Raw genomic sequence first — 12734 nt, forward strand, 5'->3', positions numbered from 1 at the left:
AAAAGCCGCGGTTTACTTTTGCAGTATGCTCTTGTATAACTTTAGCTTCAAACTTTAGTCTTGTATAAGACATAAGTTATTACACAGATATACCGATGTCAACAAAGTGTTAACAAACTTAATGAAAAGTTTGGAGTGCAATAAAAAGAAATGTCTAGCGGTGGCATAACAAGGTAAAGCGTTACCTTGTTATGCTAGGTGTTCGAGAGTCGGTAAGAAACAATTTGATAGGAACGGACGTTTAAAACGTTGTGGTTGAACAGTTTGGCGTTGATAGCAAAGGATTAATCAAGTTCAACTTGGTAATGGTAGTGGTCAGTTCTACATTTGCTTTCACGATATTCAATGAGTTTACCGTCAATAGACTCAGTGACGCGCGTAACCATAAGTAACGGCATTCCTTTTTCGATACCTAAGCTTTTTGCATCACTTTTTGAGGCCAAAACCGCTTTAATGCTGTCACGGGTCTTAAATACAGTTTGGTTATAGTCCGTTTGATAAAAATGATACAGAGTATGCGGAATATCTTCTCGCTTCTCGATGTCAGGAAATCGCTTAGACGGTAAATAAATAGTTTCAAGCATACAAAATTCGTTATCGAGAATTCGCCTACGCTTAAGCTTCACTACTTTGTCTTTAGCGGTAATTGATAGTGCAGTTTGGACACTTTCAATTGGCTCGACCAGCTCTTTACTTAACAGTTCGGCTTTGGGTAGGTCAGCACCTTTTCCGTCAGCTTGTAACGGAAAGAAACGAAACAGCGCATCTTGTGCCGTATGCTCAGAAACAAATGTACCGACCCCCTGACGACGGGTTACAATTTTAGTATCTGTCAGCAATGTTAGCGCTTTGCGAACGGTTCCTTGGCTAACATTGAATTCGTCAGCAAGCTTAAACTCACTAGGTAGCATCTCGCCTGGTTGCCAACGGCGCTCGACAATAAGCTGCTTAATGTATTCAGCGACTTGTTGATACAGTGGCTGAAAGGCAAGACTTGGACCGCTGAGTTTGTGATCGAATTGAGATGAAGACATGAACCCTAACCTAAACGCTTAATTTTTGTTGTTATATCATACACAAGAGTTATAGCGCACTTTTGATATAAATCACATACATTGCAGGAATTACACGTGATGCTTTTGGAAACACTGCTTCCCATGTTTGCGCTATTAGGGCTTGCGACACTGCTACAGACCTTAAGCGGGTTTGGTTTTGGCCTTATGGTGGTATCAAGCTTTACGTTATTCGGCATCTTGCCGCTTACGGCGACCACCTTTATGGTGAGTTTTCTAAGTCTTTTCAATTCCATCAGCTTAGTAGTGAAAAACACGGAGCAAATAAATAGACGTGCTTTCACTATTATACTGGTTAGCGGTATACCATTTATGGCGGTAGGCTACGCATTGTTGGAATACCTGTCCGTTGGGATGGCAACTTGGCTCAATTTACTGCTTGGCTTGGCTATTCTCAGCTGCTGTGGCCTTTTATTAATAAAAAGAAAGCGGACACAGCCATCTGGTCGCGCATACGGTTTTTCTATCGCTGGCGCTCTAGGTGGATTGCTAGGTGGTCTTTTTTCTACCTTTGGCCCACCTGTGGTATTTCAGTGTTATCGACAAACCTGGCCAATTAATGAAATCAGGATAACGCTGCTGGCCGTATTTAGTGTTACCTCACTTATACGCCTTGCCATAATACCGTTTGGTACTTTGCCTTCAACAGAAGTGTTTCTGTCTGCTGTTTTTGCCATTCCCGTCATTTTAATTTTCACGCGATTAGGACGAATTCTCGCTGCTCGCGTATCCGCTGCCGCTGTCCGACTGTTAGCCTTAACCATGCTTGCATTAAGTGGCGTAACCCTTATTGTCCAAAATATCAGTATATAAGACGGCTTGAAAGTGAACGCGGATCTAAATCTTCATAATTTTCTAATTGCAGATTGACACCCAAGTTACATTTCATTAACTTATGTCTTATATAAGACATGAAGGGTAATGTAGAAATGAGTAACGCGTTTTGTGTAAATGAGCCAGAATGGAACGATATTAAAGCCGCTGACATTACTGAGCAGCCCTTTTTGTCGGATGATAAGACACTTATCATCCCCACCCAATATGGTGAGTTGAGTCTAAGTATTAGTCAGTTTGGTTTACGCATTCAAAGTGACGTAAATGCAGCAGATGATTTTGGTATGCTTACTCAAGCGCCGGAAAGGCTTTCGCTAGTACTTTCCGGTGATCAGTCTCACAGCACCCTTGCAGCAGGCGATTATCGATTAGAAGTTTTTGCCGCACCTCTTCATTTCAAGCTATATAAGAATGACGTTTTAGTTCAGCAAAGCGCCACCGACGGCCACTTTGTACGTCAGCATCGCTTGCCGCCATTCGCTAAAACCGACAAAGGTTGGTTAGTAAGTTTAGAGCTTAGCTACGACGAAGCCGTTTATGGTCTTGGAGAGAAATGGGGCAAGCTTGATAAACGCGGCCAGCTAATTCGCTCATACAACCACGACGCTTTAGGCGTAAACGCTGAAAAGTCTTATAAAAACACACCTTACGCATGGAGTCCTGAAGGCTGGAATTTATTTGTGCACACTCCAGCCCCCGTCACCCATGGAGTCGGCTACGCACTTTGGTCACAGCGAGCTTACGTGTGCTTAGTAGAAGATAACCTACTCGACATGTTCTTGTTCCATCAAGACTCGCCAGCTAAATGCCTTCAAACCTACAGTGAGTTAACAGGCTTCGCACCAACGCCTCCAACATGGAGCTTAGGTGTAATCCTGTCTAAAGCGTATTATAAAGACGCCGACGAGCTACTCGCCGTTGCCCGCGAAGTGCGCGAAAAGAATATGCCTTGCGATGTTATCACCCTTGATGGTCGCGCATGGCAAGACACTGATACCCGCTTTGCTTTTGAGTGGGACCCTAAACGCTACGCCGATCCTCAACCGGTTATTGATGAACTTAAAGCGTTAGGCTTTAAGATTTGCGTATGGGAATACCCCATGATTTCAGTGAAAAACCCCCTTTACAAAAAGGCGGCCGAAAAGGGTTGGCTGATAAAGGATAAACGCACTGGCGAAGCGTACCGCTATGCGTGGGACTTAAGCCCATTTGGTGAAGTACTTACGCCTTTGCCAGACTCAGGTATTTTAGACTTTACCCACCCTGAAGCTTACGAGTTTTGGAAAACGTCGCACAAACCTTTATTTGACCTTGGCGTAGATATGATAAAGGCCGACTTTGGCGAACAGCTGGAAGACGACAATATGCTGTCGTATAGCGGTGATTCAGGTAATCGTCTACATAACGTTTACAGTATGCTCTACAACCGCTGTGTGTACGAGGCTGCCGACGCTTACTGCAAAACAGGTCCTTTCCTATTTAGCCGTTCAGCTTGGACAGGAAGTCAGCGCTACCCATCACAATGGGGCGGTGACCCGCAAGCCGACTGGCATGGCCTAGCCGCAAGTATTCGTGGCAGTTTGTCCTGGGGTATGTCAGGCGGGCCGTTTTTCGCTACCGATATAGGCGGGTTTTACAAAGACACCCGAGATGCGGAACTTTACGTAAGATGGGCACAAGCGTCAGTGTTTAGTGCCCACATGCGATTGCACGGTATTGGCCCTCGTGAACCCTGGTCCTACGGCGATGCCGCCTCCAATGCAGTATTTGAGGCCCTTAAGCTAAGATATAAGCTTATTCCATATCTAAAGGAAACCGCAGAAAAAGCATCACAAACAGGACTTCCGGTTCAGCGCGCCATGGCGTTAGCCTTCCCTGAACAGCCGCTTTCTCATGGTTTTGAACAACAATTTATGTGCGGTGATGACCTACTTGTTGTGCCTTGCGTGGTGCCCGGCGGAAAAATTAAATACTACTTACCAAAAGGTGAATGGATACGTTTTGGTACCGGAGAAGTCGTGCAGGGTGAGCAATACAGAGAAGAAATACTTGCGCTTAACGATGTGGCGGTGTTCATCCAAAAAGGCAGTCGCATTGTAATGGGCCCAGATGTTCAACATACCGATATGGATATGTCGAACACCACACATTGGCCAGCGTAGCGCATAGGAGCAGTTCATGGATATCACCCTTACCCTATTGTCATGCATGGCATTTATGGCTCTGGTTGCCGTTATTTCTTACATGAAAACAAAAGGGGAAGTAAACACGCAAGACGGTTACTTCCTTGCAGGAAGAGGGTTGACCGGCACTTTTATTGCTGGGTCCATGATCCTTACCAATCTTTCCGCAGAGCAGCTTATTGGATTAAATGGCTCTGCCTTTGGGTATAACTTAAGCGCTATGGCGTGGGAAGTTACCGCTGGTATCTCTACCATTATTATGGCGCTTATTTTCTTGCCTCGTTACTTAGCGGGCGCTTTCTCCACCCTACCTGAGTTTTTACGCAACCGTTTCGACGATAGCGTTCGCAGAATGACGGTAGTTTTGTTTATGGTGGGGTATTCGTTGGTTACCATTCCATCGGTACTTTACTCTGGCTCTATTGCCGTGCTTAGGCTTTTTGATGTACCCGGGCTTTTCAACATAAGCTATGAGGTGGGACTGGTACTTACCATCGTCATAGTCGGTACGATTGGCGCTCTCTATGCCATTTTCGGTGGTTTAAAAGCGGTAGCCGTATCAGACACGATTAATGGAGTTGGCCTTTTAATTGTGGGTTTATTGGTTCCCGTTCTTGGCTTGGTGGCCTTAGGCGACGGCAGCTTTAGCCAAGGTCTATCTACTATTGCTACAACGGAAACTGAAAAGCTCAATGCTATAGGTGGTCCCGACGACCCTGTTCCTTTTGGTACTATTTTCACGGGTATGATTTTAGCCAATTTGTTTTACTGGGGTACTAACCAATACGTAATTCAGCGAACCTTAGGCGCTAAAAATCTGGTTGAAGGCCAAAAAGGGGTGTTGTTCTCTGGCTATTTTAAAGTGCTTGTGCCCTTTATGATGATGTTACCAGGCGTGATTGCTTATCACTTATATCAAGACGAAAATCTTCAAACTATCGACCTTGCCTACCCTCATTTAGTTAAAGATGTACTCCCACAGTATTTGTCGGGTTTCTTTTTAGCAGTATTGCTTGGTGCGGTGTTTAGCTCTTTTAATTCACTGCTTAACAGTGCTGCCACCCTATTTTGCTTAGACGTATACAAACCCTTCAAAAAAGACAAAGTGAGCGACGAAAAGCTTATTCGCGTTGCCAAGATCACCAGTATTGTTATAGCTGTGCTTTCTTTTATCACGGCGCCGCTGCTTATGTTTGCCCCTGAAGGATTGTGGCAAATCATTCGCATATTTACCGGCTTTTACAATATTCCCGTTATCACTATTGTGCTTGTTGGCTTATTTACAAAACGTGTTCCTGCGCTGGCGGCAAAAGTCGCGATTATCTTCCACGTAATTGCCTATGGGCTGCTTAAGTTTGTATGGGAAGTCGATATTAACTTTATCCATATCTACGCCATTTTGTTCGCTATTGAATTGGCTATTATGTTGACTATAGGCAGGCTCTACCCAATGACTACTCCATGGCATTTCACTGCAAAGGCTGAAGTCAATATGACGCCATGGCGCTATGCCATTCCCTGCGCCATCGTGCTTGTTGGCCTTATCGCAACGCTATACCTGATGTTCTCTCCTGTAGGCTTTGTGAATGGACTAAGCAACGCGTTTGTCCCTGCACTTGTCGGCTTGTGGGCAACATGTTTCGTGGCAATTGGTATAAGTCTGAAATGGTGGCGAGTAAAGTATGAGCAGGGCTTGAAGCGCCTTGCTTCTCAGCACGCCTAACTCTTCTTCGTCATTTTTGTATAGAAAAAACACAAAAAAATTAACATAACGTTTGCAAACGGCTTAACAATTGTTTAACTTAATCACTCTTATATAAGACATCAGATGCAAGATATCTTTTATATAGAAGACCGTATTTATAACGCTATTGAATTTTGCTACTGAAAGAATAATACGCGTAGCGCTGTACCCTACGCAGCCAGAATAAAAAACGAAACGCCGATTACTTGCTCAAATGCTTTTGTATCCGAATAAAGGTAGCAAGGTGTAAGTGAGGGCGTGATAAGCGAAACACCCTGGAGAACAACATGAATACAAAGAGATCACTCATCAGCAAGGCGGTAACCCTTGCTATGACATCTGGATTGCTACTTCACACCAATGCATTTGCGCAAGAGGCAGATACAGAGCAAGTCGACGCCTCAAAAGATGATAAATCATTTGAACAAATTGTCGTTACATCGCAAAAGCGTGTTCAAAGCATCAGCGATGTGCCCGTTGCTGTATCAGTGTTACGCGGTGACCAGATAGAATCTGCCTTTGCTAACAATGTTGAAAATCTACAAGCGCTTGTGCCTTCTGTGAGCTTCCGCAAAGGGACTACAACTCGAAATTCAGCCTTAACCGTTCGTGGTATTGGAACAATTTCATTTAGTATCGCCGCAGAGCCAAGCGTAGCCACGGTGGTAGATGGCGTTGTATTAGGGCGTTCTGGTCAAGCGTTTGCCGATTTGTACGATGTAGATCGAATTGAGGTATTACGTGGTCCACAGGGTACTTTATTTGGCAAGAACGCCTCTGCTGGTGTGGTAAACATCACCACAAAAGATCCTTCTCAGGAGCTCACAGGCAGTCTTTCTACTGAGTTTTATCAAGATAACGAATACCGTTTAAAAGGCACAGTAAGTGGTGGCTTAACCGACGACCTTTCAGCCAGCTTAACCGTCTTCCAAGGTAAATTCGACGGCTATATCGACAACGTTTACAACAATGAAAAAGTAAACGGTTATGACCGTGAAGGTGCCCGTGCAGTTGTGGTTTACGAGCCAACCAATGATTTAAAAGTAAAGTTCATTAGCGAAATTTACAGCGCGGATGACGACTGTTGTGCTGATTTAGAAGGCGTATCTAGCGGTCGCAATCCCGACTCGAAGGCAGCGCCCAACAGTGAGACCATTGCCGACGGTATCGATTTAGAACAGCGACAAATTGATCATGACTTCGAATCTCGCACTATTGACGACCACTCGGCCTTCTCTGTACAAGTTGACAAAACCATTGGTGACTACACCTTCACGTCGATCACTGCCCAGCGCTCATGGGAAAATACAGAATTCCGCGAAGGTGATTTTACGTCTATTGCTGGCGACAGCGACCAGCCAGTATTTGGAGTGCCGTTTCAGCTGCATGACGTAGGTGAGCAAGAATGGAGTCAGTTTTCTCAAGAATTCCGTGTTGCATCAAACCTAGCTGGCCCATTCAACTTCTTAGCCGGTATGTTCTACTGGAACATGGATTCAGAGCGTAACTTCACTCGTGATGCAAGTTGCCAAAACAATAACCTTCAACTTGACCAAGCACTGACATTCTATGCGCAGAATAACCTGTCTGGAGATGCGCTGACAGACGCACTTTCTGACCTAGACGCTTACGCTAATTCGCTAGGTGTGACATGTAATGCCAACGACATTGTGTCTGCCACGGCATTCATGAGCACTGAGTTTAATAACTGGGCCGTTTACGGAGATGGCACCTACGACTTAAGCGATGACTTACGCCTTATCTTCGGTCTTCGTTATACCGATGATGAAGTGTCTTACACTCACCGTCGTATAAGTAACGACGAATATGGACGCCGCGGTGTGGGCGTTCGCCCTGCGACCGAGAACACCGATGCAGAAGGTGTGGTAGATGAAACCAATTTGTCTGGCCGCCTTGGTGTTCAATACGATCTCGACCAAAATCAAATGGTTTATGCAACCTATTCTCAAGGCTACAAAGGCCCTGGTTTCAATGTTTACTATAACTTCAACCCAGAGAATGACGGACGCCCTATTGGCGCGGAAGAATCTGACGCTTACGAAATTGGCTATAAGTACGCAAGTCGCGATCTACTTTTAAATATCGCGCTATTTAGCACTGACATTGAAGGCTTCCAAGCAAACAACTTTGATTGTTCTGACGGCGCATGTATTACGCGCCTTACCAATGCTGGTGATGTGACGACCCAAGGCGTTGAAGTAGACTTTATGTGGAACGCAACCGACAACCTAACGCTAATCGGTGGCGCTGCGTACACCAAGGCTGAGATCGATAGATTTAATTGTCCTGAAGAGGCAGAGTGTACCGACCGTTCGGGCTTGGATGTTCCATTCTCACCTGACATGAAATACTCACTGTCAGCGGAGTACTTCATGGAAACAGAGCATGGTTTTGACGTTTACTACAACGCGTCTTACATCTATACCGATGAACAGTACTCTGACTTGCCAGGCAACACGGGTGAATTCAATCCTCACTCATTGTTACCTGACTACAGCATGCTTAACGCAAGCGTTAGCTTCTCATTCAAAGACGATGCCTTCCGCGTATCTTTGATTGCGAAGAACTTGCTTGATGAAAGCTACGCGACCACATATAGCGGCGACAACTTCCGCTATCAAATACCGCGCGATGCAGATCGCTATTACGGCGTAGCATTTAAAGCAAGGTTTTAATCTCGTTATAAATTAAAAAACGTGTGTGTTGAAAGGGGCGTGTGAACGCCCCTCTTTTTTGCACAACTACAGGCTGTTAGTCCCTGAAAATCAGAACAAACGCCTTTGCCCAAATAATAGTATTAATTTATTTCTTCGTGCTGGTGTTCATGAGAGTGGGCGTGTAAATGGTCATTATCATCACGACATGGCTCACCCGGTAACTCAAACTCTATCGTGGTATGAGCAAGTTCAAAGGGGGCTAAACGCTCGTGAACTTCCTTTTTGAGTGCTCTCAGTTTGTCATTGTCTATTGCACAGTTTATTACCACGTGTGCAGTAAGCACGTGCTGCTCTCCGTCAAGCGACCAAAAATGTACATGGTGAATTTCTTCAACGTGCTCGATTTTCAAAAGCGTGTTGCTAATAGCATTCCTTGTAGCCAAGTCAGGTACGCCCTGTAGAAACAAAGACATGGTCTGCACAACATACCGAACAACATTGACCAAAATAAATAGCGTAAAACCAATAGATAAAATTGGGTCGAGTATAGGCCATTCAACAAAATGGAGCACAATGGCTACTACCAGTACCGCTACCCACCCCATCGTGTCTTCAATTAAGTGCCAGTTAAGCACCTTTTCATTCATCGAATGACCGCCGTGGAGTTTATAAGCTGCAAATCCATTCACGACAATACCTAGGATCGCTAATCCAATCATACCCTCTGTAATGGGCATTTCGGGGTTAGATAAACGAGGGATGGCCTCAGACAACACCCAAATTGAGCCAATCACCAAGATAACGCCGTTGATCATAGCTCCCATAAGGCTTAGCCGTTTGAAGCCATACGTATACTTTTCGGTAGATGCTTTATTCCCGAGCTTACTTAAATACCACGCCAGACCTATGGATAGAGAGTCTCCTAAATCATGAACAGCATCTGCCATTATGGCGACACTGTTAGTAAGCCAACCCCCGATGAATTCAATAATAGTAAAGATGAAATTTAGCCAGAACGCCCATCCAATGCGAGTGGAATCTGTGCCTAGCGCTTCAGCATGCGCACCGTGGTGATGGCCGTGATGCTGACCTTTATGATGATCAGAGGCGGAAGTGCTGTGATTGTGGTGATGCATAATAACAACTCACATGAGATCGTATATTGAGCTTAACGTGATGTGTACCCAGGTGCGAACAAAATATCGAGCACAGGTCATTAACAAGTCCCTGAGATAATTTGTAAATAGTGAGTGAAACAAGCACCTTTAAATTATAACCCACCCTCCAATACAACCTTATCTTATTGTTTTATTTGAAAATAAACGAAGATCAACAAAAATAAGACCGACAGCCAAATGTTAATTTTTTGAGAACAGTATTGATCTTTATGTGTCAGTCGCTTAATGTAATGTAAGCGCTTTCAAACAGCCATTTTTATTTGACCTAAATTGTAAGCGCTTACAAAAAGCTTTTTACGTGGCATTTGCCACTACATAAAAACCCAATTTCTTTAGATCAGGGCTGAAAACAATGACGAAAAAAGCATCTCAACTTTCGCGGATAGCTGCCGCGATCTCAGTCGCAACCCTATTTGGCTGTGGAGGCGGAGCAACCACATCTACAGACATCGACGTTGTTGATCCTGCGGCACCCGTTTCTGACTGGGAGCTGGTATGGAGCGACGAGTTCGATGGGAACAGTATTGACGATGACAACTGGACTCACGAAGTAAACTGCGACGGTGGCGGCAATAATGAATCTCAGTGTTATACCGACAGCGAAGACAATTCATTTGTGTCTGACGGTAGCCTAAAAATTGTTGCTCTACCCGCGGAAGAAGGAGCGCAAAAGCCTTATACGTCAGCCCGTCTAAACACGCGCTACAAAGCAGACTTTAAATACGGCCGTATTGAAATGCGTGCTAAATTACCCTCTGGTCAAGGCAGTTGGCCGGCGTTTTGGATGATGCCTACTGATGAAGTTTACGGTGGCTGGCCTCGTTCTGGCGAAATTGACATCATGGAAGCCGTAAACCTTAAGGCACTAGATGCTGACGGCAATCCTGAAAGCCATATTCACGGCACCCTTCACTATGGTCAAGAATGGCCAAATAACGATAGCTCAGGCAAAGCCTACTCGCTTCCTGATGGAGCGAATCCAGCAGACGACTTTCACACCTACGCCGTTGAATGGCAAGAAGGCGAAATTCGCTGGTACATGGACGATTACCTTTACGCTACGCAGCGTCGTTCAGAAGTTCGTTATAACGCAAACGGTGACGCAACTGGACTTTCTCACCGCGGCTGGTATGCAGAATACTTTGAGCAAGGCACAGGTGAGCTAACTACTCACTGGGACAACGCGCCATTCGATCAAGAATTCTACATTATCCTTAACTTTGCAGTAGGTGGCGACTGGCCAGCTAACGTAAACGAAACAGGTATTGATGCTGAAGCGTTTGTCGAAGGTCAGACTTACGAGGTCGATTATGTTCGAGTGTACGAATGTGCATCGAACCCAGACACCGGCAAGGGCTGTGAAACTGTTCGCCCAGGTTACAACTCACTAGACGATGCATTAGTGGAAGGCGAGGCGCCTATCCCTTCACCACCGTCAACCGGTGTTGCACAAAACCTTACTATTTTCGACGGAACACCTAATCCAAACTGGCCTGCGTGGGACTGCTGTGGTGGGTCAACACCAGCACTCGTAGAAGATGCCGAGCAAGGACAGGTTTTCGAATTTGCTATTAATGAAACACCTACGGTAATGGGCTTTATCAGTCGAGCTCAATTCATTACCGACCCAGAAGGTGAAGCGTCTCCGTTTGATGCGTCTCCAATGGAAGAAACTGGCAGTGTTAAATTCGATCTGAAAGTTACATCGCTGCCTGCAAATGCGACAACTAATTGGCTATTTAAGATTGAAAGTTCTGAAGGTTCAACTGCCGCAGAACTTCCACTGATGGACGGCTATGTAGGACCCGCAGACACCGCTGGTGCTGCGCCTGAACAGGGTGTGTGGGAGTCTTACGAATTTCCACTTAGCGCGCTTGCAGCAGCAGGCTTAGATACAAGTGCTATCGATGTCATCATGGTTTTCCCTGCGTGGGATACCGGCAATGGAGCAGTGTATCGCATGGCTAACGTAGAAATTTCGCAAGAAGGCGGAGCTAGCTACCCAGAATTAGTTATCTTCGAAGATGGGCAAAACCCTAACTGGCCTATGTGGGACTGCTGTGGCGGCTCTACCCCTACTGAAGAAATGGACAACGAAGAACACGGTCTAACTGCAGAATTTCGAATTGGCGCAGAACCGACTGTAATGGGCTTTATCACGCGCCCTGAATCTGGCGGCGGTGACACCCCGTTCGATGCTACAGCACTTACCGACGGTGGCTTATTGCAGTTTGATATGCGCGTAGTGAGTGCGCCTAGTAACGCCGAAGCATCTTGGATATTCAAAATCGAGTCTAATGGCGCATCTACTGCTGTTGAATTGCCACTTTCTGATAGCGTTGAGGGTCAGGAGCCTGTGGAAGGTGAATGGCAAACCTACACATTTACTATTTCAGAATTGCAGGCACGTGGTTTGGACGTGAGTGCTATCGACGTCATTATGGTTTTCCCAGCTTGGGGCACAGGTGAAGGCGCGGTTTATCGCTTAGACAATGTGAAATTTTACCACCCTGATAGCGGCGAAGATGCGTCAGGTGCGGGCATCACGCTCTTTGCTGATACAGCAGCTGAACAATGGTCAATCTGGGATTGTTGTGGTGGCTCAACGCCAACTGAAGAAGTAGACGACGCGGAACACGGCACAGTAGCAGAATTTCGCATTGGCGCTACACCAACGGTGATGGGTTTCTTAGCTGATGAAACCGTATCATTCGATGCTTCATCACTACTTTCAAATGGCGCGATTAAGTTTGAAATGAAAGTAAGCTCAATGCCTAACGACGCCTCTGCACCTTGGTTGTTCAAAGTAGAGTCCATTAATGTCTCTTCTGCTGTTGAACTTCCAATGTCGGCCAGCTTGGAAGGTGCTGATCCGGTTGAAGGTGAATGGCAAACATACACTTTCCCACTACAAACCCTATATGACGCAGGCTTAGATATCAGCGCTATCAACGTCATCATGATGTTCCCAGCATGGGGGCAAGGCGAAGGTGCAGTTTATCGCATCGACAATGTAGAAATAGCAGCACAGTAACAAAGCAAAT

At 45.5% G+C, this 12734-nt stretch carries 7 protein-coding genes; 5 read left to right on the forward strand and 2 right to left on the reverse strand.

Translation table 11 applies throughout. The annotated features are described in order from the left end of the window. Nucleotides 1-284 precede the first annotated feature (284 nt). Nucleotides 285-1034 carry a GntR family transcriptional regulator gene (locus ACFI6L_RS11380; RefSeq protein WP_014951132.1) on the reverse strand — a complete coding sequence of 250 codons (750 nt, stop codon included), beginning with the start codon at nt 1032-1034 and terminating at the stop codon, nt 285-287. Nucleotides 1035-1133: 99 nt separating this feature from the next. On the opposite strand from ACFI6L_RS11380, the gene ACFI6L_RS11385 reads away from it, so the two are divergent. From ACFI6L_RS11385 to ACFI6L_RS11400, 4 genes are all read left to right on the forward strand, one after another. After that, on the forward strand, nt 1134-1886 hold the full coding sequence (locus ACFI6L_RS11385) for a TSUP family transporter (protein ID WP_014951133.1): 753 nt from the start codon (nt 1134-1136) through the stop codon (nt 1884-1886). A 116-nt stretch (nt 1887-2002) separates the two neighbouring features. Beyond that, the gene (locus ACFI6L_RS11390; RefSeq protein WP_462574026.1) at nt 2003-4069 is read left to right on the forward strand and encodes a glycoside hydrolase family 31 protein; all 2067 of its coding nucleotides are present in this window, start codon (nt 2003-2005) and stop codon (nt 4067-4069) included. A 16-nt stretch (nt 4070-4085) separates the two neighbouring features. After that, the gene (locus tag ACFI6L_RS11395; RefSeq protein ID WP_462574027.1) at nt 4086-5813 is read left to right on the forward strand and encodes a solute:sodium symporter family transporter; all 1728 of its coding nucleotides are present in this window, start codon (nt 4086-4088) and stop codon (nt 5811-5813) included. Between the two features lie 308 nt (nt 5814-6121). Further along, nucleotides 6122-8530: a TonB-dependent receptor gene (locus ACFI6L_RS11400; RefSeq protein ID WP_014951136.1), complete on the forward strand. Its 2409-nt coding sequence runs from the start codon at nt 6122-6124 to the stop codon at nt 8528-8530. 122 nt (nt 8531-8652) lie between these two features. On the opposite strand, the gene ACFI6L_RS11405 is transcribed toward ACFI6L_RS11400, so the two are convergent. Continuing rightward, on the reverse strand, nt 8653-9648 hold the full coding sequence (locus tag ACFI6L_RS11405) for a cation diffusion facilitator family transporter (protein WP_462574028.1): 996 nt from the start codon (nt 9646-9648) through the stop codon (nt 8653-8655). A gap of 394 nt (nt 9649-10042) precedes the next feature. Here ACFI6L_RS11405 and ACFI6L_RS11410 point away from each other — a divergent pair, with 394 nt between their 5' ends. Next, nucleotides 10043-12724, forward strand: coding sequence for a glycoside hydrolase family 16 protein (locus ACFI6L_RS11410; RefSeq protein WP_283617303.1), 2682 nt, complete (start codon nt 10043-10045; stop codon nt 12722-12724). Nucleotides 12725-12734 lie beyond the last annotated feature (10 nt).

It is taken from the genome of Alteromonas sp. G4i35 (assembly GCF_054960375.1).

What these genes read in the sequence shown, in the direction of transcription:
- ACFI6L_RS11395 (WP_462574027.1), top strand. Translation starts at nt 4,086, where the DNA reads ATGGATATCACCCTTACCCTATTGTCATGCATGGCATTTATGGCTCTG.
- ACFI6L_RS11385 (WP_014951133.1), top strand. Translation starts at nt 1,134, where the DNA reads ATGCTTTTGGAAACACTGCTTCCCATGTTTGCGCTATTAGGGCTTGCG.
- ACFI6L_RS11410 (WP_283617303.1), top strand. Translation starts at nt 10,043, where the DNA reads ATGACGAAAAAAGCATCTCAACTTTCGCGGATAGCTGCCGCGATCTCA.
- ACFI6L_RS11390 (WP_462574026.1), top strand. Translation starts at nt 2,003, where the DNA reads ATGAGTAACGCGTTTTGTGTAAATGAGCCAGAATGGAACGATATTAAA.
- ACFI6L_RS11380 (WP_014951132.1), bottom strand. Translation starts at nt 1,034, where the DNA reads ATGTCTTCATCTCAATTCGATCACAAACTCAGCGGTCCAAGTCTTGCC.
- ACFI6L_RS11400 (WP_014951136.1), top strand. Translation starts at nt 6,122, where the DNA reads ATGAATACAAAGAGATCACTCATCAGCAAGGCGGTAACCCTTGCTATG.
- ACFI6L_RS11405 (WP_462574028.1), bottom strand. Translation starts at nt 9,648, where the DNA reads ATGCATCACCACAATCACAGCACTTCCGCCTCTGATCATCATAAAGGT.